This is a genomic window from Rufibacter sp. DG15C, from assembly GCF_001577755.1.
Lineage (GTDB): Bacteria > Bacteroidota > Bacteroidia > Cytophagales > Hymenobacteraceae > Nibribacter.
In genome coordinates this window covers 3,055,958-3,078,682 of record NZ_CP010776.1, presented here as the reverse complement: position 1 = coordinate 3,078,682, position 22,725 = coordinate 3,055,958, and the positions used below count along the sequence as shown (strand labels likewise).

The following is a 22,725-nucleotide window of genomic DNA, read 5'->3' as shown; positions in this document are numbered from 1 at the left end:
AGCCCAACCTTAAAAGGTTGGGCTTTTTGCTTTATACTATTTTTTGGACTGCCACTCTTCCAGTTCATCCATGACCAAGGATGCTAACTCTTCTAATAATTCCTCTTGCTCCGCTGTAAAATGCCTAGGTTTCCGGTCTGCCACGGCCACTACCCCAATGTTAAAACCATCTGGAGTCCGGATAGGAGCGCCAGCGTAAAATTGCATGCCAAAGTCCCCGTGCACAATTGGATTAGAAAAGAAAAGTGGATCCAGTTTGGCATTCTTGATCACGGTCACTTTTTCCTGCTGGATGGCCAGGGAGCATAACCCTATTTCTCTGGAAATACTTTCTACCCCATCAGCTCCAATACTAGCCTTAATCAGCACATTCTCTTTATCTACAAAATTCACGAACGCAAGTGGTACATCAAAGATGCGCGCTGCCAAACTGGCTACATGTTTGAAAGTGCCTGAAAGCTCATAATCATCAATGGCGCTGTAGCCATAAAGCTTTTCTAGCCTGGTCTGTTCTTCAACAGTATTATAAGGATCATTGGGTCTCTTACACATATATCTACCCTTAATTCTCACCCTAGGATGAATTTCCAAGGCTTAGGTTATACGATTGCGCAAGAAATTGGGTGTAAGCTATGTCACTATGGAAGGTGTATTAAGAACCTTGTACCCTTGCCAGGTTGACTACTCACTTCAACATGCCCCCCCAAAGCATCTAGATGAGATTTTACTAAAAAGAGCCCCATACCTCTCCCCTCAATGTTATGATGAAATCGTTTATAGAGTTTAAATACGTCTCCTCCTGCCTTGTCAAGGTCAAACCCTCTTCCGTTGTCAGAAAAGGATATGACAGTACCATCTTGCAGCGTTCCGAAGCATTTGATCTTAATCTCAAGCCGCCTATCCTGGGCTTTGTATTTTACTGCATTTGAGAAGAGGTTGTAAAATATGCTGTATAGGTAAGCCTTGTTTGTACGCACAGTAAAGTTTTCAGGAATATTCAAGCTCACCATATCTCCCGCCTTTTCAACCACCTCTTTAAAGGGAGACAAGGCCTGAGTCACTAAATCTACCAATAGAAACTCTTCTCTTTCAAGATTGCCTTTGCTATCTCTAATGCTAAGTATGGTGTTCATGTCGCGCATGACGTTGTCCAATTCATAAGCACTCAAACGAAGGTAGTTAAGTGATTTATCAAACTTTTCAGATCCTTTGTCTAAACTTAAAAGCAGGTCTGACAGGGCCATAACATTGGCCACGGGCGCCCGCAAGTTGTGTGACACTATGTACGTAAATTGCTGCAGGTCACTATTTTGCACATAAAGATCTTTGGCTAAATGTGAAAGTTCAAGCTCTGACCTTTTAAGGGCGGTAATGTCTGTCTGTATCCCTATAAACCGCTTTATCTGACCATCCTCATCCAAAATGGGACTTATGTCAATATTCAGCCATAGGTCTTCTCCTGATTTTTTTGCTATCTGCAGTTCATAGAACACGGCCTCTCCTGCAAGTAATTTATCTTTTACCTGTTCAAAGGAGTTTTGATCTGTGTTGGAGGTATGCAAAAATTCACTTGGCTTTTTACCGATTGCTTCTTCCGGGCTGAAACCTGTGAGCCGGGTAAACCCTTTGTTAACCCACTCAATCTCCCACTCCCTATTGGCAATCATTACTCCGTTGGTAGTATTACTAGCCACCAAGGATAGCTTTTCCAGTTCATGCTGGCTAAGCACTTGCTGCGTTATATCATCAAAGTAAATGGAGAGGCCGTCTTCATACGGATAGGCTTTGACCCTAAACCATTTACCATACTCCTTAAGATGGGTGATAAAATTGGCAGTTTGTCCAGTTGCTACCGCATTTTGATAGTGGGTGTAGGATTCCCCACCCACCTCCTCAGGAAATATGTCCCAAATGCTGACCCCAATATCTTTTTCTCTGTTAAAAGGGAGAACAGATTCTGCTTCGTTGTTGAGGTAAGTGATTCGCCAATTTTTGTCCACCGTCAAGAAAGCATCTGTGATGCTCTCTAACGTTACATTAAGTTTATGGGCCTGATTTTGGATAGTTTCATACGCCCGCACCTTGGTTGTTATATCAACGGCAATCGTCTGTACACCAACGATTTTATGACCTATTTTAATGGGAATCCTTTCAACTTCAAAAGTCAGGACTTCTCCTGTTTTGGTTAACCAATCCTGTATGAAATTAACAGTCTTATCGGTTAAGGCTTCCTGAAAACTAGAGGATTCAAGCGAAGCGATGTCTGGAGGCAAAAAATCTACCATCTTCTTCCCAAGCACTTGCTCTTTGTCAATTTCTAAAATCTCACAGAATTTAATATTCACATCTGTAAGTTCTCCTTGCGTGTTTTCAAGAAATATGATGTCTGGATTGTTCTCAAACAGGGCTTTAAATTTCTGTTCACTTTCCTGTAGTTTCAACCTGCTTTCCTTGAGCTCGGTGTTGTTGCGTCCTACCGCGTAAAATACCTCCTCCTCCTCAGACCAAGTTGTAGACCATAGCAAGTGTACTATCTGCCCATTTTTATGAACATACCTGTTTTCATAGCTTATATTCCGGGAGGTCTTAAATTGATGTAAGCGTGTTTGCTCTGATAAGAGTAAGTCTTCAGGGAAAAGGAATTCTGAATACAAGTGGCCTACCATCTCTTCTTTGGTATATCCCAAGATTTGATGGCAGGCCCCGTTTAAATGGAGAAATTTCCCCTCTTTGTCTGTGACACAAAGTAGATCTTGGGAATAATACGCCAACTTGCCCCATGCAGCTGTATTCAGATAACTCTTCAAAGTAGTTTAATCAGGTAGTAAAAAAACTAGGACCAACAGCGTTATGACGCATCGTAATATAGTGCATTTTGCAAATAAAAGTTTTACCCGCAATAGGTAGAAAGCATAGCAGCTAATAACTAGGAAGGGCTTATTTTTGCTTAACAACTAAACCAATCCTTGATAATACTTAGTGATGAAAAAATCTTTAATATCAGATCCTTCTACCACTTGGCAATGGATTGACTTGGAAAGCCCCTCTGAAAAAGAATTGTTAGAAGTAGCTGAATTCTATAAGCTACCTAAAACCTCAGTGATTGACTCCCTTCAGCCAGAACACCTCCCTAAGTTTGAAAGTATTGGAGACATAAACTTCTTGATTTTGCGGGTATATGACGCTCAAGCCCACCGAGAAGCAGACACCATTCAAGAAATCACTAACAAAGTGGCTATTTTTCAATCAGGAGCATTTCTGATTACTATTCACCGCAACTCCTCCCAAATGATTGAGTCTGTGCGGGAAAAGTATGTGATGACTTCTATCGTAAAATCTCCCGCAGATTTAGTACCTAAATTAGTAAAAGCCTCTCTGCGGAGTTATGAGACACCCTCTTATCGGCTGGCTGAGGAGTTAGACTATTATGAGGCCAAGACTTTTCTCAACGAAAAGATGCCTCCCTTAATAAAAGGCCTTTACCATCTTAAGCGCAAAGGAGCGGTATGCCGCCGTGTACTTAGGTTAACAGAATCAGTGTTAGGAGGCATGCGGCAAGGTGCTTTTCAACCAACTTCCTTACAAGACACAGAAGACCTACATGTTCATCTAGAGACTCAATTTGAAGAGGTAAATGAAGGAACTAACAACCTCATCAACACCTACTTATCCCTTTCTTCACAAAAAACAAATGAGGTGATGCGCGTGCTTACCTTATTTTCAGCATTCTTCTTACCACTTACCTTCATTGCCGGTATATACGGCATGAATTTCGAGTTTATGCCTGAACTTAAGCAGCGGTTAGGTTACCCTGCGGTCATTGGCATAATGGGAGCTGTGTCATTAGTAATATTTCTTTGGTTTAAGCGGAAGCGTTGGTTATAACCCTATTCATTACTTATTCTAAGAATCAGCTAATTGAGCTTTGGAAGAAATTTTTCAATATAAAATTTAAAAAGCCCGTCAGAATAGACTGACGGGCTTTTTTACCTCAATGTTATTAAATTATGGATTATCCTTCAGTGATAATTATTCTAAAACCGGATTCTAAATTTTTACAAAAACTCCCTGAAGTAAGGTGAAAGCAATTACTAATCTGCAGGTTACAATTTGCTTACTTCTTGGTGACTAACACATCAATGCGTCTGTTTCGGGCACGACCTTCTTCTGTGGTATTGTCTGCTACTGGGTGCTGTTCACCATATCCTTCGGCTTCTAACCGTGAAGCATCAATCCCAAGTTTTTGGATAGCATCTTTCACCGCAATTGCTCTGTTCTGAGAGAGCGTAAGATTAGAAGCCGGCTGCCCTACATTATCTGTATAGCCACCTATCTTAATTGAAACATTTGGGTAGGCTTTGAGAATTTGCGCTATGTTATCAATCTGTTCTTGTGACTGAGGCTGAATACGAGCGCTGCCAGTTTCAAAATTCAAACGATCAAAACTAAACCAGCTGGTTTTATCTGGAGATTTACTACCGTCTTCAATAAAGGCAATCAATTTACTTTCTATCCCATTTGGCGATATGTTAAGCCTTACTCCTCCTGGTATCTCTCTTTCAGTAAGACCAGAAGCATTGTCAATGGGCTCTGCGGTTTCCGTTTCTGTAGTTACTGTCTCAGTGGTTACAGTCTCGGTTTCAGGTTCATCATTGCAGCTTCGTAAACCAAAGAACAACAACAGGATGGCAGCAAGCCCCAAGATTAATGGCCAAAGCCAATTAGTTTTTTTCTCTGGAACAGGCGTGGTGGCATGAATTCTTTCACTCGCAGTAGCGTGCGTTGGTCGGTCAAAATGAGAAGCAGCCGTAGCAGCCGCACCGCCCAATCCACCAATACCCAACAGACTACCAATGCCTGCAGGCAGAGCGTTCATAATACTTGATTTCTGGCTATTTAAGTAACTGCTAAAACCTGCTTCATCTAGCCTATCCTCTTGGGTTTTTTTACCCAAAAAGCCTAAAACCAAAGGAGCAATATAGCTAAGGATGGCAGTTACCGAAGTAGATTTAATACCCGCATAAGAACTTAGCGCATTGCTTATTCCGCTCTGGTTGTTGCCAAAAATAGAGGATAAGAATTGATTACCGGCAGGTAAAGTACCATCTGGAGCACCAGGTACGGTATTAGTAAGATTATTTAAGGCGCTGTCACCGCTCTGCCTGATGAGGTTAAAGATAGAACCTATTCCACCCGGTTCAGAAGCGCGGTGCACCAATCCACCTAATACGGTTGGGAGGACACCATTAAATGCCTTTTCAGTTGCAGGTTCACTTTCACCTAATTGGCTGCTAGTTCTTGAAATGAGGTCTGGGGTAATATATCCTCGTAAGGTATCTAGTAAATCTGCCATAACATTTAACTTATTTATATTGTAACAATACCATTTATATCTTAAACCTAAATGATACAATTTGGTTACGAAATGTTACAAATTTCAATTATTCAACTTCCTAACAACCAGCATTTTACCATTGTAGTCTAATTTCCTTTAAGCTTATACAATTCACTTTAACTAACTACATTAAGACAGGAAGGCGTCAGCAAATATTTATTTCGCTGACGCCTTCCTGTTTAGTTAATATACTTGGTTAGTTCTTTTTAAGTAGCTTGACAGAGCTCACCCCTGACTTACTAATTTTGCGAGCCAGGTATACTCCCTCTTGTATGCCTCTTCCATCAACTTCTACCTTGACGACTTCATTCGCTTTGGCTTTGCCAGATTTCAGTTGTTTTACCATAGTGCCGCTCATATCATAAAGGTTGATCACGTATTCTTCACCCTTCTTAGACTTAAACTCCACTGTTGTTCTATCACTGAACGGAATAGGGTAAGCGACCATCATCTCCTCTTTAAGGGGACCTGAGGAATTGGGTGCTTTTATAGAAGTTGGAACCACCCTGTCTGTTGATTGGTAGTTATCACAATCTGTTGCAGGAGATACGCAACCACTGCTCTTACTCCTTACTGTAATACTGAACCCGGCGCCGGCATTCACATGGAAAGTGACGCTGTCTTGCCAGTCATTTCCCCCATCATTGCTATACTCATAATCTGCACCCAGCGGGGAGGTTACTGTCACCGTGCCGTATGGGACAAGTGCGCAAATAGATGGTTCCACCACGGTGACAGCAGGCCTCAAGACTTCATCTGGCTGAGTGATTGTTTCAGAACTAGTTGCCTGGCATCCGCTTCCATCTGTCACAGTACATACATATGTACCAGGCACAAGATCCGTCAGGTCTTGGTTATCCTCTTGTCCTGTTGGGATAACACCACCATTAGAAGCTACCCAGGCGTAAGTATAAGGAGCTGAACCACCAGATATTGATAAGTCAATTGCTCCATTGCCATCGCCAGAGCACGTTACATTGGTGGGTACAGAAGAGGCTGTTAAACCGGTAGATACTGCAATGGCAGGCAAGGTTCCACATTTAGGGGCAATGAGATTAGATTTCAAAGTACTACAAGTACTTTTTGGGGAGGCGTCCGTCCAGGCCAGGAACAAGTTGGTGAGGTCTATGGTAGAGCCACACTCATAAGAAATCTGCGTACCACTTATCCCAGAACCAGAGTTAGTCGAATCAATTTTTACTTCAATGACAATTACTTCAAAGGGCAGTGTAGTAGTGTCAGTTTTAATGATAGGGCCCTTACAGCCTGTTATCTGGGCTTGATAGACCACATTTCCGTAACTGCTTTTGATGACAATATCTCCCCAAAAGGCGAAGCTAGTTCGGGTAGATCCTGTCTTGTTGGCAATGGAAAGTTTCAATGGGGCGGTTATTAAATCACCTGGATCACAGGACTGGCAGGCAGGCACGTCCAGAAAAGCGTCAACCAGCTCAAGATCTTTAGAGGTACATCTGCTTTCAGGAGGTAGTACCACTTGGGCAGAAGAGGTGAATGCAACTAGTAAAAGACCTATAAAGGCCAATGCTGTTTTCCAAAACGTGACAGTCTTTACTTGGGACTCTTTACAATTACCGCTGTATCCGGCAGAGCAAAGAGTTAGATATGATAAGGAAAGATTTTCCATAATGTTGAGTATTAATTCATTTCATTATTATGACATAAAAGCAAATAACTCACATAACCCAATAGCAACAAATATATTTTTTAGCAAAAGAATAACTAGGATAGTTTTAAAAAAACCACCAATTGATTATTACCATGAAATCAATTGAGAAACTGCCTACTGGCTATGACCTTAGGGTAGCAATTAAAATAAAATAGGATTTAAATAGAAAAGCAAGATAGAGCAGGATAAGGCCTGCGATAGAGGGCATAACAAAAAAAATATTCTAAGTAATTAGAATTACGTCCTAAGTATTAAAACCACTAGACAGTTAATTTTTCTGTACAGGATGCCAAATAAAATGCATGAATTTTTTTAGACAAAGTCTCGCAAGCTTGGAAATTGATTAGTAGCAGCTACAAACAGCTTTAACCGCTCAATGGCTTGTATAAAACCGACAACTAGTATGGCTCGGTTCCTTTCTTCCTCATCGGGGGGATTGATAGAGGGGTCCTCGTAAAGTAAGTATTTATACCAACTCTACAGGTTTATACTTATTTCACTAAGGAAAGTTTGGTCACAAATAACAAATATTTTGCAGCAAAATACTAATCTTCATATTTGTTATAAATAACACACAACAGCATCACTGTATTCAATATTTTCCTATCAAACAAACTGAAGAAGAAGTGTATTTAAATAAATTAAGACCTGGATTTGTAACACCTGCAACACCTACACCAAAAGAAGAGGCTAGTTAAATAATCACTTAAACTAATTTATTATTAATAATTTAAATATATCTATTATCAACTACTTTATAAATTAAGTATTTCATTACTAATATATAAATAAACCCGCAACACCTTTCACTAACCAAGCCATAACTATCAAAAATTTCGTACTATAATTAAGAATACTACTTCCTTTCAATTGCCTCCCCCAAGGTTAATTAGTACACCTTGACTTCAACGTGATAATAAACTAAAGCAAGAAGGTAAAATGAACAAGTATGTCATCAGCAAGATTGACGGTTCTACCACTGAGCTTTCCGAAGAAGAAATCTCCAGCTTCTCAGAAAGCCTGCATGGTGAACTCGTTACTCCTTCCTCAACTCAGTATGATGAGGTTAGGGCAATTTGGAATGGTATGATTAATCGCCGACCCGGGTTAATTGTCCGATGCCACGGCGCAGCAGATGTGGTGCAGGCAGTCAACTTTGCAAAAAAGCATGAGATGCGAATATCTGTACGTGGCTGTGGTCATAATATTGCTGGGAGCGCTGTATGTGAAGGAGGCCTGATGATAGATCTAAAGCCAATGGACTCGGTGCATATTGATCCTATGAGACGCACTGCACGGGTAGAACCAGGTTGCACGCTAGCAGACTTTGACCATGAGGCCCAAGCCTTCGGGTTGGCCACCCCAACCGGCATCAACTCCACTACCGGCATTTCTGGCCTTACCCTTGGTGGCGGATTTGGCTGGCTCAGCCGGAAGTATGGCATGACCATAGACAACTTACTTTCAGCTGATGTTGTCACAGCAGATGGGCAACTAGTCCAAGCAAGCAAGGAGTCAAATCAAGACTTATTTTGGGCTATTCGGGGTGGTGGCGGTAATTTTGGGGTTGTGACGTCCTTTGAGTTTCAGCTCCATCCAGTAGGGCCAGAAATACTCTCTGGGCTTATTGTGCATCCATTTGATAATGCAAAGCAAGTTCTACAGTTTTACCGCGCGTTTGTGGCAGATTTGCCTGACGAAACCGCAGTCTGGACCGTGATGCGGCTCGCTCCACCCCTCCCTTTTATACCTACAGAATTCCATGGCAAACCAGTAGTGGTGCTTGCTGCTTTCCATAATGGAGATATTGGCGAAGGGGAACGGATTCTACAACCATTACGCAACTTCGGAAGCCCTATTGCTGACGTGATAGGCCCCCATACTTATGCCGCTTGGCAGAAAACGTTTGATCCATTATTAACGGCAGGTGCCCGTAACTATTGGAAGTCACACAATTTCCAAACCCTTAGTGATGGATTGCTAGACAAAGTAATTGAATACGTGAACAAGCTGCCATCTCCTCATACAGAAATTTTTATTGGCCTGGTAGGAGGACAGATGAACAGAATTGGCGAAGAAGAAACGGCCTACCCTCACCGTGATTCCAATTTCATTATGAACGTACACGGTCGCTGGGAAACACCTGCAGAAGACGAAGCCTGCATTACCTGGTCTCGCAATTTCTTCCGGGAGACAGCTGAGTATGCAACGGGCGGGGTTTATGTCAACTTTCTCACAGAAGAAGAAACAGACCGAATAAAGGCTGCCTACGGCGCCAACTATAAACGCCTGGTAGAAGTGAAAACCAAATATGACCCTGACAACCTCTTTAGATCCAACCAGAACATTGCCCCTAGGAAAGTAGCCATGAGTTAGTCTTTATTGGTGAAGTATAATATGTTTCGCAATTAGCTTATTGATACTACCATAAGAAGCATAATCGCATGTATGCTTTACCTTCATTGATTCAATTAAGTACATAGGCAAAGGACCTATGTCCATTAGTTATCACGTCAATAAATAAATCAGTATTTATACCATCACCTTTTCCAAAATCACAACATTTAATAGCAGTACATTTGATTTACACTAATGGAGGCAACACCGCAGCCATAATCTACAGGTAAATTAAATGCCATATTCTGAGAAGAGTGTATATGCTTTGCGCACCATCCTTGGCGATATGGAAGTGCTGAACGAGGGTAAATCTGGCTTCATGCAAGAGAACCTTCTTTGTATTGACCGTTCCCTTAAGGTATTTGAGGATTTGACTGCCCACAAACCCACCGAGAACCATTATGACCACGTTGTCAACTATTGCAGAATAAAAATGCAGTTTGCAAAGCAACAGATTGAACGCGGCACAGTAGAAGAAGGCGTTGGATTTGCCAAGGCGGTCATCTGGTATTATTTAAGGGAAAGTAATCTTTAACAATAATTAAAAACCCCGGATGAACCGGGGTTTTAGGTAATAATGGCTTGCGCAGAATAGAATGCTTTTATTGCTTACTCTTTTTAAGGAAATATGCATTTGGTGATGTATCTAGGATCATGTTAAGGTACCTACCCTTCTACATCCTCCATCTCAATCCCAAGGCCTGTAATGATTCTGGTTTTGATGGTCAAAGCACCTATAAGTCTAATCTCTGGCAAAGGTGATTTTCTAATCAATGTAGGAATGGCCATGATTCCCTCCTCCTCAGCTTTCTCCGGATCAACTAAGATGTCAATCACTTCTATATCACAGTCTCCCTTAAGGTGATCTGTGCAGATACTGTCCATCATCCCCTTGGCCTTGATGGTGGTCTGCGTCTCGCCGCTTATATAAAGCTGTATTCTATATTTAGCCATTGTTGCTGTTTTGTTTCGCTGCCAAAAATTTATCCGGCAGCTGCCGTAATGGCGTTTCTCTATTCATTCTGGCTGATAACGACTGGGTTACCACTCAATATTCCACTAAGTATTTCCAGAGGCTCCCCTATTCTTATGCCGGCGCCGTCTATAGAATACCTTCTAATGGAAGAATCATGGTTAGTCCCGCGCATTTTCAGGACAGAGAGGCAACGGAGCATATTTCCGGGCTTCTCCACGTAACGCAGTAAAATGATGGTGTCTGTGATGGTGGCAATGCTGCCTTCCGTGACCGAGGTGCCTCCAGTGAGCATAGGAGTGGTGGCAGTGAACAGGCAAGTGATTTCCTCGTGTTTCAAGAAGGCCGTTAGCGCGGTTATAAACTCCTGAAACCCGCTATCAGACGGATTTCGGGTAAGTGCAGATATACTGTCTATCGCAATGCGTGAAGGCTTCAATTCCTTGACCAGTTCCTGGATGTGGACTAGGTGTTCTTCTAATGAAGCAACCTCTGGATAAATGCATACTACTTTGAGCCGGCCATCCTTTTCTAGCTTTTCCAAATCCTGTCCCCAGGCCTTTGAGTTACGGAACAACTGCTCCCGGCTTTCTTCAAAAGCCATGATAAGACCGGTTTCCTTCTCATCTTCCATGCCGTTTATAAAACTGGAAACCATAAGCGTCTTACCCGCCCCTGTAGCGCCAGAGATTAGAATGAGTGAATCCCTAAAAAAGCCACCCCCGCACATTTCGTCTAGCGCCGGTACACCTGAAGGTATCCTTTTGTTAGAAGATTTATGATCAAGGCGCATGGCAGAAAGGGGCACAATCACCACTGCCCGTTCTGGGGTCAAGGTGAAAGGGCTCTCTCCTTTCACATGATTGCTTCCTCTAAACTTTAGGATTTCAATGGTGCGGCGGCGTTTTTCATTGCTGAGCACATTCCTTAGAATGATGACGTTGTCTGTCAAGAACTCCTCCACCCCGTACCTTGAAATCTTCCCGTACTCCTCGGTACGCTCTGCCGTAATGATGGAAGTTACTTGCAACCGCCTCAACGCCATCACAATCTTGGAGAGCTCCCTCCTGATGGTGAATGTCTCTTCCGGAAATTGTAAGAAAACGCTGCCTATAGAATCAATTACTACCCGCTTCGCCTTGGTTTTGGCAATGGCATGTTCTAACCGTACACGAAACGCGTTCAAGTTGAACTCACCCACGGCTATTGTATCCTCTTCTTTGGGCGAAGCGTCTACAAACACCCATTTCCCTGCCTTTTCCCAAGCATCTATGTCCCAGTTGAAGCTTCTCAAGTTGCTTCGTATGTCATCTGGGTGCTCTTCAAACGTCACGAAAACGCCAGGTTGGTCAAACTCCATGATACCCATGGCTAGGAACTGAGCACCAAAAAGAGTTTTAGCGCTGCCCGTGCTGCCGGTGACAAGCGTGGTTCTGCCTAATGGCAGGCCACCCTCTGAGATATGGTCAAATGCGGCAATGCCGGTAATTAGTTTCTTGAGAATCATACTGAAATTAGAGCTGAGTGGAATTTGGACAAAGGCGGCCTTGGCCTGAAGGAAGACCTTAGGGAAAGGAGAAGAGCTTAATTTTGCTCTCTTAACATTGAACTGTAGCTGGATACACCGCTTATATATGTGCTTATACGTGAAAGGTAGATTTAAACCGGAAGAGAGATGATATTACTTACGGTTCAACCTTATTCTCCCTATGCTCAGCTACTTGGATATAATGCCACCAAGAAAAGAAGAGCCGTTTATGTAGATATCCTCACCTCAGAATTTATACCTATCTGCTTTATCTTCGCTTCGGCAGTATTATTTCCCTAATAAATTACTAACCTCGATTTTGGACTACTTTCCAGAAAACAAGCCAAAATCGGCACCTCTTGGTAATTAAACCTCTCTTATTCCTTTTCTTTCGTCACACTCACCTCTCCATTTACTGGAGACATTGCATCGGAAAATTATAGAAATAGCATTTCTTGCTAACGCTCAATTATTTTCCAGTAAAAGCCAATCAATCAAGGACATACTTCGTTCTATAAAACAAAGGGGTGTGTTGTGAGAGAGAAAAGTAGAGATATTGTGCAGATGGGAAATAGCACCATCAATTGGCCGAAATTTGCGCAGGTCTGCCTGGACATGGTATGCACTTTAAACTACAATGGTGTTTACACTTTTATAAACGATGCCAGCCTAGACATCATTGGATACCGCCCTGAAGAAGTAATTAACAAGCATTTCACAGAGTTCATCTATCCAGCAGACATTGCCAAAACCATTGCGGTGGTAGAGGAGCTCATGTCAGGCACCAAACGAAAGGACTTTCAAAACCGACTCGTGCACAAAGACGGACATGTATTGACGGTGCAATGGTCTTCTGTTTGGTCAGAGGAAGACGCCACAATGTACTCCATGGCCCGTGACATCTCTTCTATTGTGGAGGCGTCCTATACCATAGAAAGGCAGAATCAGAAGCTGAATGCTCTTTTTGAAAGTATCACAGACGCTTTGCTGATAGTGGATAACAATTGGCGGATTACGTTTTTCAATAAAGAAGCAGAGCGTTTGTTGCCCATAGACCGTCACCTGCACAATGGAGAGTTTTTGTGGAAGGTTTTCCCAGAAGCCATTGGAGGAGTTTCGTATACCCATCTATACAAGGCGATGAACACAGGGAACACGGCTACCTTTACTACCTACCACAGAGGCTTAGGGAAATGGTTTAAAATCAAAGCATACTCCTCTCAAGAAGGCCTATCCATCTACTTTGATAATATCTCTGAGTTTGTAGAAACCAAAGAAGAACTAGAGAAACTGGCATTGGTGGCTAGCCAGATTACCCAAGGGGTGGTCATCACAGATGCCAATGGCATTACGGAGTGGGTTAACAAAGGCTTTACCCATTTAATGGGCTTTACCTTAGAAGACATGGTAGGCAAAAAGCCGGGGGTACTCATGCAAGGCCCTAAAACAGACCAAGCCACGGTAGGTTACATCCGTGACATGCTTCACAAGCAAGAACCGTTTAATGCCACGCTCACCAATTACACCAAAGATGGCAAGGAGATATTCATTGCCATGGGCATTACCCCAATCTTTTCAGAAGCAGGGAAATTGGTGCGCTTTATTGGCATCCTGCAAGATGTCACGGACCAGGTACACAACGAACAAGAACTGGAAAGGCTAGCACTTGTTGCCAGCAAAACCAAAAACGGGGTGCTCATTTGTGACAGTGAATGGCGCATTCAGTGGGTGAATGTAGGTTTTACCAGACTCATGGGCTACACCATGGCTGAAGCCCTTGGCCAACAACCCAAACACCTTTTAAAAAGCCATAATACTCAAAACACAGACGCTTCTCCGCCGTGGGAAAATTTATACAAAGGCGAGTTGGTCTCCTTTAAAGCCCCCAATGGCCGAAAAGACGGCACAGACGTGTGGCTCTCCGTGGACATCTCTCCCATCTTCAATGACAAAGGAGAACTGACTTCATATGTGGTGGTACAGACAGACATCACAGACCTTAAGAACTCAGAGATGGAGTTATCCAAGCTGGCAGATGACTTGTACCGCCAGAACAGCGACCTGCAGAAGTTTACCTACATTGTCTCCCATAACCTACGGTCGCCAGTTTCTAATGCGCTGGGAATCACCAAGCTCATGAGCCAGGCAGACAAAAACTCCAAGGCCTTTGACATTTCCCTGGACTACCTTAGCCAGAGCATCCAGCAATTGGATACGGTGCTGCGGGACATGAACACTATTCTAACCGTACGAGACAGCGCTGGGAACCTATGGCTGGAGAAGGTAGACGTGCGCGATGTACTGGACCAAGCCCTGGCATCTTTCAAGGAGCAGTTAGACCAGTCCAACGCCGAGGTAACCATTAAGACCAGTGAGCGCCTGTTTGCGAGGGCTAACAAAGCCTACCTTTACAGCATCTTCCATAACCTCATCAGCAATTCGCTCAAGTACAAGGCGGAGGACAGACCGCTCAAAATCTCCATCAAATGCTTCGGGAACCAAGAGAAAGCCACGGCCATCTCTTTTTCAGACAACGGTTCTGGGTTTGACACAGAAAAAGCCAGGGGCCACATCTTTAAACTCTACAAGCGGTTCCATAAAGAACAGGACGGGCGCGGCATGGGATTGTACCTGGTTAAAAGCCACTTAGATGCCATGGGCGGGCACATTGAAGTCACCAGCCAGATTGGCGTGGGCACCAGGTTCCTGATCTATCTTCCGCCGTTGTAGGATCTACGCCGAAAACCATTTTTCCCTTCTCCAGTAGAATCAGTACTTTAAAGGTTCGTTTCAGTTAGTTTTTGCCCCGCGCCCATGAAAGAAATCACGGACATTGTACACGCTTTTGCCATGCACCAGAAAGCGGGAAAGCAAACGGCCCTGGCCACCGTGGTTCAGTTAGAAGGATCATCCTACAGAAGACCCGGCGCCCGCATGCTGGTATCTGAAGACGGGCAGCTCACCGGGGCAATCAGTGGCGGGTGCCTGGAGGGCGATGCACTCCGGAAGGCGCGCTTAGCCATGGCCCAAGGCAAACCCTCCTTGGTGAAATATGACACCATGGACGAGGATGACGCGCAACTGGGGGTAGGTCTGGGGTGTAACGGCATCATCCATATCTTAATTGAGCCTATCAATCCAGCAATTACCAATCACCCCATTGCGCTTTTGCAGCAAGTCCTTGCCAAAAGGCAGACTGCGGTCCTAGTCACGCTTTTTTCCTTGCAAGACCGCAAAGCGGATCAACCAGGGACTTGCCTGGCGCAACTGCCTTCTGGCATTTCTTTGGCTTCTGAGACTGTTCCAGAGGCTTTGTCCCACCAATTGGAGCAAGATGCCCAGACTGCCTTGAATCAAGAAAAATCCATTAACAATATCTACGCTTTAGCAGAACAGTCGCTTACCGCTTTTATAGAAGTAATCCATCCAGCGCCAGCCCTGGTGATTTGTGGGGCCGGAAACGACGCCATGCCTTTGGTGAACATGGCCCAACTCTTAGGTTGGCACACAGCCGTGGTAGACGGCAGGGCCAATTATGCCACTGCAGAAAGATTTCCTTGGGCGCAGCAGATTTTAGTTTCTAAACCAGAAGCGCTTTTGACCCATTTGACACTAGACAAGTACACCGCAGTTGTCTTGTTGACGCACAACTACAACTATGATTTGGCCGCCTTAAAAGTGCTGCTACCCCATTCCCTGCCTTATATAGGCGTGTTGGGTCCCAAAAAGAAATTCAACCTGCTCCTGCAAGATTTGCAGGATGCCGGTTTAAAACTAACAGATAAGTTGCTTATGAACTTGTATGGACCCATTGGGTTAGACCTGGGCGCCGAAACTCCAGAGGAGATAGCCTTATCCATTCTCTCTGAGATAAAAGCAGTTTTCGCGCAACGGCAAGGAGGTTTTCTACGGGACAAGAAACAAAGCATCCATGCCCCAGAAGGGGAAGTTGTGCTAGAAAACCCCATAGGCTAACGCATGGCCCCGACAAGCATCATCATCTTGGCCGCAGGTGCCTCCTCAAGGCTCGGGCACGCCAAACAGCAACTCTACTACCAAGGAAAAACGCTGCTGCAACACGCCATTGAAACGGCTCTTGGTACTAAGGCAGAGCAGGTGCTAGTAGTATTGGGCGCCAATGCCGACAGCCTAACTGCTCAGATTTCTCACTATAACATCTCCCTTCTGCAAAATGAGGAGTGGGAATCTGGGATGGCCTCGTCCATTAAAGTGGGCCTGAAAGCAGTAAAAGATTTTCAATCCGCTCCAACCCATGTTTTGTTCATGCTCTGCGACCAGCCGCTCATTACCACAGAATTATTGAATGCCATGATGCAGGCAAAAGAGCAGACGCATAAAGAGATTGTAGGCTCTTCTTATGCTGGCACCATAGGAGCACCCATGCTTTTTGACGCTTCTTTATTGAATGAATTGATGCAGCTGTCCGGACAGGAAGGCGCTAAAAAACTGCTTTCAAAGTATCCAGAGAAGATAGTGGCTATACCTTTCCCTGATGCGGCCTTAGACATTGACACTCAGCAAGACTACCAAGCACTTCAGGATTTAGAGGCATCCTAACTGCTCATTTTTAGCCGATTTTCCTGAAAACAAGGCAAAAATGAACGTTATATCCGCGTTCCCTTCCTAAAAAACCTGCCACAATATTACATGGCTCAAGCTAGAGTAAATGAAGCTTTTGATACCAAGCACGTGGGTCGTGCGTTTTGAATTTAACACTGCCAAAGGGCAAAGGATTACTAAAATTTGATTACCGCGTCAAACCGAAGTAAATTTAACTATTGATCTCCTCCCTGTTTTATGGCGGATGATGATCAGATTACATTAAGAACATGGAAATACTATTGTTTGGGATTACCCGTGAGATAGTGGGCCAGAACTCCCTCACAATACACCCAGAAGAAAACATACAGACCGTGGGCCAGTTAAAAGCCTGGTTGGCAGACCACTTCCCGGGCATGAAAAAACTAAGTTCCCTGGCGGTGGCGGTAGACAGTACCTACGCAGATGACGCCCAAGAACTGCTTCCTAACCAAGAAATTGCACTCATTCCACCTGTTAGCGGCGGTTAAGAAAAATGCCATGCTGATTAAGATTGTAGACGAAGTAGAGGTCCAAGAGGCCTATCAGTATTTGCAAGACCCGGGAGCGGGCGGCATTGATTTGTTTGTGGGCACCGTCCGGAACCATGCCCAAGGCAAGGAGGTAGTGAAGCTGGTGTTTGAGGCCTATGCGCCCATGGCCCTTAAAGAAATGCAAAAGCTGGCTCAACAAGCTCAACAGCAATGGCCCATCACCAAACTGGTGATGCTGCATGCGGTGGGCGAGAAAATGGTAGGTGAACCGGTGGTGATCATTGGCGTAGCCTCGGCACACCGAGAGGCGGCCTTTACCGCCTGCCGGTTTCTGATTGATGAGCTCAAGAAGACGGTACCCATCTGGAAGAAAGAATATTACCAAGACAACAGCATCTGGGTAAATGCCCATCCCTAACCTTCAACCATGCACAATCCCCAATTGATTGATAAATACGGCAGACAACTCACCTATCTGCGCCTGTCTGTGACGGACCGGTGCAACTTTAGGTGCTACTATTGCATGCCCGAGGAAGGAATGGACTTTGCCGCGCGCCAAGAACTGCTGTCGTTTGAAGAGCTGTATGACCTGTCTGCCCTGTTCTGTAGCCTAGGCATTACCAAAATCAGGATTACCGGCGGTGAGCCCTTTGTGCGGGCCGGCATCATGCCCTTTCTGCGCAAGCTAAGCCAGCTGCCTGGCCTGGAGGAAATTACCGTCACCAGCAACGGCACGCTCAATGCCAAGCAGATCAAAATCCTGCAAGAGATTGGCATCCGAAAAATCAACATCAGCCTGGATTCGCTGGACCGGGAACGCTTCTTCCAGATCACCCGCCGCGACAGCTTTGACGCCGTCTACGCGTCAATCCTCAACTTGCTGAACACCGGGTTCGAAGTGAAATTGAATTGCGTGGTCGCTGAGAACAAGAACATCCAAGACATTTTGCCATTTATAGAACTCACGAAAGATTATCCTTTGGCGGTGCGTTTTCTGGAGGAGATGCCTTTTAACGGAAGTGACTCTTTCCAAGCGCCGCAGTGGAGCCACCACGAAATCTACCAGCACATTGCCTCAACGCACCCTAACCTGGAAAAACTAGAGAGCGAACCGTCCTCTACCTCCGTCAATTACCAGGTGCCTGGCTATGCCGGCTCCTTTGGCATCATCCCCTCCTTTAGTAGAACGTTTTGTGGTACCTGCAACCGCATTAGACTAGGCGCCACCGGCGAGCTAAGAACCTGCCTATATGGCCCGCCGGCTACTAACCTAAGAGACTTATTAAGAGCAGGACTTGGTTCTGAGCAACTTGAGCAAGCAATAGTTGAGGCAGTGGCCAACCGCGAGAAAGACGGTTTCGCCGCCGAGGCCAGCCACAGCGCTGCGGCTCATGAATCCATGTCAGTGTTGGGCGGGTAGAAACCTGCCGGCAAGCAGAACAATAACTAAGCAAGACCGAATCCCTTAGAAAACCGTTTTTGGCCTCTTTTCCAGAAATCAGGCCAAAAACGACAACCAACATAATACATGAGCACACTTTCCCATATAGATGACCAGGGCCTGCCCAGCATGGTGGATGTTTCTTCCAAAGAAGTGACTCAGAGAACTGCGGTGGCAGAAGCAACCGTTAGCTTTCCTGAGGCTGTTTTCAACCAGCTAGCTGAACAGAACTTCCTAACCAAAAAGGGCGCCGTGTGGCAGACGGCTATCATTGCGGGCGTCATGGCTGCCAAGAAAACCTCAGACATCATTCCCTTGTGTCATCCTTTGGCGTTGTCCACGTGCAAAATAGACATTATTGTAGCTGAGAACTTTTCCCTGAAAGTTAAGTGTCTGGTGCGCTGCGAAGGCAAAACCGGGGTGGAGATGGAGGCCTTGACGGGAGCTTCGGCAGCGGCGCTGTGCATCTATGACATGTGCAAGGCCCTCACCCACAACATCACTATTTCTAATATTCATCTGCTGGAGAAAACCGGCGGAAAAAATGATGTACATGCAGGAAACTAAGCCTCTTTATGGCCTGGTGCTGAGCGGTGGACAGAGCTCCAGAATGGGACAGGATAAAAGCCTGATCTCCTACCACGGCCAGCCGCAACGCTCCCATTTGTACCAATTGCTTCAAGGTGTTTGCATCCAAGTATTTCTGAGCGTACGTGCAGGTCAGGAACAGGAAATTCCCAGTGAGTTGGCAGTGATTAAAGATGAATTAGAGGTACGCGGGCCACTCAACGGGATTCTCAGCGCCATGCAACAGCATCCAGTGGCGGCTTGGTTGGTCATTGCCTGTGACATGCCTTTGGTGGCATTTGAAACTTTGCAAACACTGGTAGCGGCACGAGATGACAGGAGAACTGCCACAGCCTATGCTCTACAAGGCTCAGATTTGCCAGAGCCGCTTTTGGCCATTTGGGAACCTAGTTCTTATGCCCCGGCTTTGGCATTTGTACAAACGGACAAAACCTGCCCGCGTAAATTCCTTCTCAATGCAGATACCAAGCTCATTCACCCCGCCCAAGACGAAGAACTGTACAACGCCAACCATCCACATGAATACGCATACATCCTTCAAAAGCTGAGCCATGGAACCACGGTACAGTAGGCAAATCCAGCTACCGGGTTTCGGGCCGGCGGCCCAGCAGAAACTACAGGCCGCCAAAGTTTTGGTGGTGGGCGCCGGTGGGTTGGGGGTGCCTGTCTTGCAGTACCTTACCGGCATGGGCATGGGCACCATTGGCCTGGTAGACGGTGACACTATTAGCCTAAGCAACCTGCACCGCCAAGTATTGTATAGCACTCCTGAGGTTGGTGAATACAAAGTAACTGTAGCGGTCCGTAAATTATCCCTGCTCAATCCAGAGGTAAACCTTGTCCCCTACCCGTATCACCTTTCCCCAGAAAACGCGCTTGATATTATCCAAGGCTATGACTTAGTCATTGACGCGACGGATAATTTTGAGGCTCGGTATCTCATCAATGATGCTTGTGTGTTGTTACAGAAACCGTTTGTATATGGTGCCCTGCATCATTTTGAAGGACAGGTAAGCATCTTCAATCTCAATGGCGGCCCTACTTATCGTTGCCTCTATCCTACTCCGCCCTCGGCCCAAGAAATCCCGGACTGCAACACGGCGGGTGTACTGGGCGTGGTACCGGGGTTGGTAGGCATGCACCAGGCCCTAGAGACAGTGAAGGTAATCACAGGCATTGGCACCTCCTGTGGGGGATACCTCTTGTTATTTGACTTCCTGCACCAGACGCAATATAGAGTGAAGCTGAAAGCCAACCCAGAAAACCAGGCCATTACCGCGTTGCAGGAATCATATGTGAGTAAACCTTGCGCTACCGTTCCAGAAGTAACACCGCAGGAGGTGCATGATTGGTTTAGCGGAGGGAAGAAATTCCTGCTCTTAGACGTGCGGGAGCAAGATGAATACAACCAAAGTCATTTACAGAGAGCCTTGCTTACGCCTTTGGGCATTTTGCCTTCCCAGTTGAAGCAAATCCCTTTACATTTGCCTATTGTGACCCTCTGCCAAAAAGGAGGGAGAAGCAGGAAAGCCGCTCAATTGCTGTTAGAGCATGACGCCTCCCTGGAAGTATACAGCATGATCGGAGGCATGGACCAATGGCTAGCCGAGTTGCCCAATACCTTAGTGGTTAAATGATGGAGACCTCGTTCCTTTGGTTAGTCCTTTGCTTTTTTGCCATAGCCGCTTTGTACTCTTCGGTTGGGTTTGGGGGTGGTTCCAGTTATTTGGCTTTGCTGGCCTTGTTTCTGCCTAATTTTCTGGAGATTAAAACCACGGCGCTGCTCTGTAATTTGGTGGTGGTGTCGGGCGGCACCTACCTGTTTTTCAAGCAAGGGCTTTTTGACCTAAAGAAGTTTGCGCCTTTGGTGATTTCCAGTGTTCCGGCCGCTTTTATAGGAGCCACCATCAGCTTGTCGCAAGCAGTCTTCTTCATTTGCCTGGGAACGGTTTTGGCTTTGTCTGGGGCATTGTTGATTGTACAGTTCTTTCTTCAGCCCCAAGTTCAACCAGCTACTACTTCCAAGCCACAGGCCTTCAATATATTCTTAGGAACAAGTGCTGGTTTGGTGTCTGGCTTGGTAGGCATTGGCGGGGGCATCCTGGTCTCTCCGGTCTTACATCTTCTTAAATGGGCCCAACCTAAAACCATTGCTGCGCTCGCCTCTTTCTTTATTCTGGTGAACTCCTTTGCCGGGCTTTTGGGGCAGGCCGTGAGTGGAAATTTTAAAGCAGATTACATGGTGCTATTCCCTTTGCTGTTAGCCGTTTTTCTTGGCGGCCAGCTGGGCACTAGAGTAAGCCTAAAAATGATCCAACCCAGAGCTGTCAAAGGGTTGACGGGCGTTTTTGTCTTGTTCATCGGGTTGAAATTAGTTCTCAGTTACAGCTAATCCCTTTTCCTTATCAGCGTTATGATCTCAGTAGAGCAAGCCTTGCAGTTAGTGTTGCAGCAAACCCTTTCCCTGCCGGTGGAAGTAGTGCCTTTGTTGCAGTCATTAAACCGCGTATTGGCGCAGGAGGTGAAGGCAGACCGCGACTTTCCGCCGTTTGACCGCGTGACCATGGATGGGATTGCCATTGATCTGGGGGAGTTTGAGCAAGGCACCAGGACCTTTCCCATCTCACAGATACAAGCCGCCGGTGAGCCGCCAACCACTTTGTCCAATCCCAAGAACTGTGTGGAAGTAATGACTGGCGCCATGCTTCCCTTAAATACCAATGCAGTAATACCTTATGAAAGCTGCCAGCTAGAAGACAACCAAGCCACTGTTCTTACAGACCAAATTCTATTGGGGCAGAACATTCACCGGCAAGGTGCAGATTGCCCAAAAGGCACGGTCTTGCTTCACCGGGGCCAACGCATCACGCCTGCCATGATTGGCACCTTGGCTACGGTTGGGTATTCCACAGTGCCGGTCTACCGTCTGCCCAAAGTGGCCATCTGTTCCACCGGGAATGAATTAGTGGACGTAGACCAGTCGCCCCTGCCTCATCAAATCAGGAAGTCAAACGTGTTCATGCTGGCAGCCGAGTTGCAACGAGAGCATATCAATGTCCAATTGATTCACCTGCCAGATGATCCCGAGGTGATGCGTGAACAATTGGCTTCCATTTTAGAGGAGCATGATGCGATATTACTTTCAGGAGCCGTGTCTAAGGGCAAGTTTGATTACCTGCCGCAGGTATTGGAGCAACTCCGTTTTTTGCCTGTTTTCCATAAAATAGCCCAAAAACCAGGCAAACCCATGCTGTTTGGCCGCATGCCTGGTGGGCAGGTGGTCTTCGGGTTTCCCGGCAACCCGGTGTCTACATTCGTTTGCTACCATTTGTATTTCAAGCCTTGGTTGAGACATTGCCTGGGCTTACAGAAGAAACAAGACTGGGCGCAACTAAAGCATGATGTAACATTCAAGCCATCCCTCACCTATCACCTGGCAGTTAGCCTAAACAATCAAGATGGAATGTTAAAGGCCACGGCCGTGCCAACCACGGGTTCCGGTGATTTGACTAGTATCTTGATAGCCGATGGCCTACTGATGCTTCCGGCAGACAGAGACCATTTTTTGGCGGGCGAATCTTTCCCTTTGACCTTGTTTTAAAGCATGACCTCCTGATGCTTAA

Annotated in this window: 20 protein-coding genes; 14 read left to right on the top strand and 6 right to left on the bottom strand. The window is 45.5% G+C overall.

The features are described 5' to 3' along the window. Positions 1–36 precede the first annotated feature (36 nt). Positions 37–552: a GAF domain-containing protein gene (locus TH61_RS13115; protein ID WP_066510139.1), complete on the bottom strand. Its 516-nt coding sequence runs from the start codon at positions 550–552 to the stop codon at positions 37–39. A gap of 86 nt (positions 553–638) precedes the next feature. Then, the gene (locus TH61_RS13110; RefSeq protein WP_066510136.1) at positions 639–2,807 is read right to left on the bottom strand and encodes a PAS domain-containing sensor histidine kinase; all 2,169 of its coding nucleotides are present in this window, start codon (positions 2,805–2,807) and stop codon (positions 639–641) included. Between the two features lie 175 nt (positions 2,808–2,982). Here TH61_RS13110 and TH61_RS13105 point away from each other — a divergent pair, with 175 nt between their 5' ends. Then, a complete protein-coding gene (locus TH61_RS13105) occupies positions 2,983–3,885 on the top strand; it encodes a CorA family divalent cation transporter (protein WP_066510134.1) in 903 nt (300 codons plus the stop codon). Positions 3,886–4,114: 229 nt separating this feature from the next. Here the strand turns inward: TH61_RS13105 and TH61_RS13100 are convergent, their stop codons facing one another. Continuing rightward, positions 4,115–5,353: an OmpA family protein gene (locus TH61_RS13100; RefSeq protein ID WP_066510133.1), complete on the bottom strand. Its 1,239-nt coding sequence runs from the start codon at positions 5,351–5,353 to the stop codon at positions 4,115–4,117. A 238-nt stretch (positions 5,354–5,591) separates the two neighbouring features. Then, complete coding sequence (locus TH61_RS18030; RefSeq protein ID WP_082780375.1) at positions 5,592–7,040, bottom strand: T9SS type A sorting domain-containing protein; 1,449 nt, start codon at positions 7,038–7,040, stop codon at positions 5,592–5,594. A gap of 981 nt (positions 7,041–8,021) precedes the next feature. Here TH61_RS18030 and TH61_RS13090 point away from each other — a divergent pair. After that, positions 8,022–9,458, top strand: coding sequence for an FAD-binding oxidoreductase (locus TH61_RS13090; RefSeq protein WP_066510130.1), 1,437 nt, complete (start codon positions 8,022–8,024; stop codon positions 9,456–9,458). A gap of 256 nt (positions 9,459–9,714) precedes the next feature. Next, positions 9,715–10,014 (top strand): hypothetical protein, encoded by a 300-nt coding sequence (locus TH61_RS13085; protein ID WP_066510128.1) that lies wholly within the window; start codon positions 9,715–9,717, stop codon positions 10,012–10,014. A gap of 131 nt (positions 10,015–10,145) precedes the next feature. On the opposite strand, the gene TH61_RS13080 is transcribed toward TH61_RS13085, so the two are convergent. Together TH61_RS13080 and kaiC are read right to left on the bottom strand one after the other, a co-directional pair. Then, entirely contained in the window at positions 10,146–10,433 is a 288-nt protein-coding gene (locus tag TH61_RS13080) for a circadian clock KaiB family protein (RefSeq protein ID WP_066510126.1), read from the bottom strand. A gap of 59 nt (positions 10,434–10,492) precedes the next feature. Continuing rightward, positions 10,493–11,959, bottom strand: a complete 1,467-nt coding sequence (kaiC, locus tag TH61_RS13075; RefSeq protein ID WP_066510124.1) for a circadian clock protein KaiC — start codon at positions 11,957–11,959, stop codon at positions 10,493–10,495. A gap of 555 nt (positions 11,960–12,514) precedes the next feature. On the opposite strand from kaiC, the gene TH61_RS13070 reads away from it, so the two are divergent. The 11 genes from TH61_RS13070 to TH61_RS13020 all read left to right on the top strand — a co-directional run bounded on the left by TH61_RS13070 (position 12,515) and on the right by TH61_RS13020 (position 22,703). Continuing rightward, a complete protein-coding gene (locus tag TH61_RS13070) occupies positions 12,515–14,710 on the top strand; it encodes a PAS domain-containing sensor histidine kinase (protein WP_066510122.1) in 2,196 nt (731 codons plus the stop codon). A gap of 84 nt (positions 14,711–14,794) precedes the next feature. Next, positions 14,795–15,955: an XdhC family protein gene (locus tag TH61_RS13065; RefSeq protein WP_066510119.1), complete on the top strand. Its 1,161-nt coding sequence runs from the start codon at positions 14,795–14,797 to the stop codon at positions 15,953–15,955. A 3-nt stretch (positions 15,956–15,958) separates the two neighbouring features. After that, positions 15,959–16,558, top strand: coding sequence for an NTP transferase domain-containing protein (locus TH61_RS13060; RefSeq protein ID WP_066510116.1), 600 nt, complete (start codon positions 15,959–15,961; stop codon positions 16,556–16,558). A 272-nt stretch (positions 16,559–16,830) separates the two neighbouring features. Then, on the top strand, positions 16,831–17,070 hold the full coding sequence (gene moaD, locus TH61_RS13055) for a molybdopterin converting factor subunit 1 (RefSeq protein WP_066510108.1): 240 nt from the start codon (positions 16,831–16,833) through the stop codon (positions 17,068–17,070). Positions 17,071–17,080: 10 nt separating this feature from the next. Further along, entirely contained in the window at positions 17,081–17,491 is a 411-nt protein-coding gene (locus TH61_RS13050) for a molybdenum cofactor biosynthesis protein MoaE (RefSeq protein ID WP_066510106.1), read from the top strand. 9 nt (positions 17,492–17,500) lie between these two features. After that, on the top strand, positions 17,501–18,493 hold the full coding sequence (gene moaA, locus TH61_RS13045) for a GTP 3',8-cyclase MoaA (protein ID WP_066510103.1): 993 nt from the start codon (positions 17,501–17,503) through the stop codon (positions 18,491–18,493). Between the two features lie 108 nt (positions 18,494–18,601). Beyond that, on the top strand, positions 18,602–19,081 hold the full coding sequence (moaC, locus tag TH61_RS13040) for a cyclic pyranopterin monophosphate synthase MoaC (protein ID WP_066510100.1): 480 nt from the start codon (positions 18,602–18,604) through the stop codon (positions 19,079–19,081). Then, on the top strand, positions 19,068–19,673 hold the full coding sequence (locus TH61_RS13035; RefSeq protein ID WP_066512855.1) for an NTP transferase domain-containing protein: 606 nt from the start codon (positions 19,068–19,070) through the stop codon (positions 19,671–19,673). The genes moaC and TH61_RS13035 overlap by 14 nt, the downstream gene beginning before the upstream one ends. Next, positions 19,654–20,739: a HesA/MoeB/ThiF family protein gene (locus tag TH61_RS13030; RefSeq protein WP_066510098.1), complete on the top strand. Its 1,086-nt coding sequence runs from the start codon at positions 19,654–19,656 to the stop codon at positions 20,737–20,739. The genes TH61_RS13035 and TH61_RS13030 overlap by 20 nt, the downstream gene beginning before the upstream one ends. Next, positions 20,736–21,494 (top strand): sulfite exporter TauE/SafE family protein, encoded by a 759-nt coding sequence (locus tag TH61_RS13025; protein ID WP_066510096.1) that lies wholly within the window; start codon positions 20,736–20,738, stop codon positions 21,492–21,494. Before TH61_RS13030 ends, TH61_RS13025 begins: the two co-directional genes overlap by 4 nt. Before the next feature lie 21 nt (positions 21,495–21,515). Continuing rightward, on the top strand, positions 21,516–22,703 hold the full coding sequence (locus TH61_RS13020; RefSeq protein WP_066510094.1) for a molybdopterin molybdotransferase MoeA: 1,188 nt from the start codon (positions 21,516–21,518) through the stop codon (positions 22,701–22,703). Positions 22,704–22,725: the final 22 nt, after the last annotated feature.

What these genes read in the sequence shown, in the direction of transcription:
- TH61_RS18030 (WP_082780375.1), bottom strand. Translation starts at nt 7,040, where the DNA reads ATGGAAAATCTTTCCTTATCATATCTAACTCTTTGCTCTGCCGGATAC.
- TH61_RS13025 (WP_066510096.1), top strand. Translation starts at nt 20,736, where the DNA reads ATGATGGAGACCTCGTTCCTTTGGTTAGTCCTTTGCTTTTTTGCCATA.
- TH61_RS13065 (WP_066510119.1), top strand. Translation starts at nt 14,795, where the DNA reads ATGAAAGAAATCACGGACATTGTACACGCTTTTGCCATGCACCAGAAA.
- TH61_RS13030 (WP_066510098.1), top strand. Translation starts at nt 19,654, where the DNA reads ATGGAACCACGGTACAGTAGGCAAATCCAGCTACCGGGTTTCGGGCCG.
- moaA (WP_066510103.1), top strand. Translation starts at nt 17,501, where the DNA reads ATGCACAATCCCCAATTGATTGATAAATACGGCAGACAACTCACCTAT.
- TH61_RS13100 (WP_066510133.1), bottom strand. Translation starts at nt 5,353, where the DNA reads ATGGCAGATTTACTAGATACCTTACGAGGATATATTACCCCAGACCTC.
- TH61_RS13035 (WP_066512855.1), top strand. Translation starts at nt 19,068, where the DNA reads ATGCAGGAAACTAAGCCTCTTTATGGCCTGGTGCTGAGCGGTGGACAG.
- TH61_RS13080 (WP_066510126.1), bottom strand. Translation starts at nt 10,433, where the DNA reads ATGGCTAAATATAGAATACAGCTTTATATAAGCGGCGAGACGCAGACC.
- TH61_RS13060 (WP_066510116.1), top strand. Translation starts at nt 15,959, where the DNA reads ATGGCCCCGACAAGCATCATCATCTTGGCCGCAGGTGCCTCCTCAAGG.
- TH61_RS13105 (WP_066510134.1), top strand. Translation starts at nt 2,983, where the DNA reads ATGAAAAAATCTTTAATATCAGATCCTTCTACCACTTGGCAATGGATT.
- TH61_RS13050 (WP_066510106.1), top strand. Translation starts at nt 17,081, where the DNA reads ATGCTGATTAAGATTGTAGACGAAGTAGAGGTCCAAGAGGCCTATCAG.
- TH61_RS13085 (WP_066510128.1), top strand. Translation starts at nt 9,715, where the DNA reads ATGCCATATTCTGAGAAGAGTGTATATGCTTTGCGCACCATCCTTGGC.
- moaC (WP_066510100.1), top strand. Translation starts at nt 18,602, where the DNA reads ATGAGCACACTTTCCCATATAGATGACCAGGGCCTGCCCAGCATGGTG.
- kaiC (WP_066510124.1), bottom strand. Translation starts at nt 11,959, where the DNA reads ATGATTCTCAAGAAACTAATTACCGGCATTGCCGCATTTGACCATATC.
- TH61_RS13115 (WP_066510139.1), bottom strand. Translation starts at nt 552, where the DNA reads ATGTGTAAGAGACCCAATGATCCTTATAATACTGTTGAAGAACAGACC.
- TH61_RS13020 (WP_066510094.1), top strand. Translation starts at nt 21,516, where the DNA reads ATGATCTCAGTAGAGCAAGCCTTGCAGTTAGTGTTGCAGCAAACCCTT.
- moaD (WP_066510108.1), top strand. Translation starts at nt 16,831, where the DNA reads ATGGAAATACTATTGTTTGGGATTACCCGTGAGATAGTGGGCCAGAAC.
- TH61_RS13090 (WP_066510130.1), top strand. Translation starts at nt 8,022, where the DNA reads ATGAACAAGTATGTCATCAGCAAGATTGACGGTTCTACCACTGAGCTT.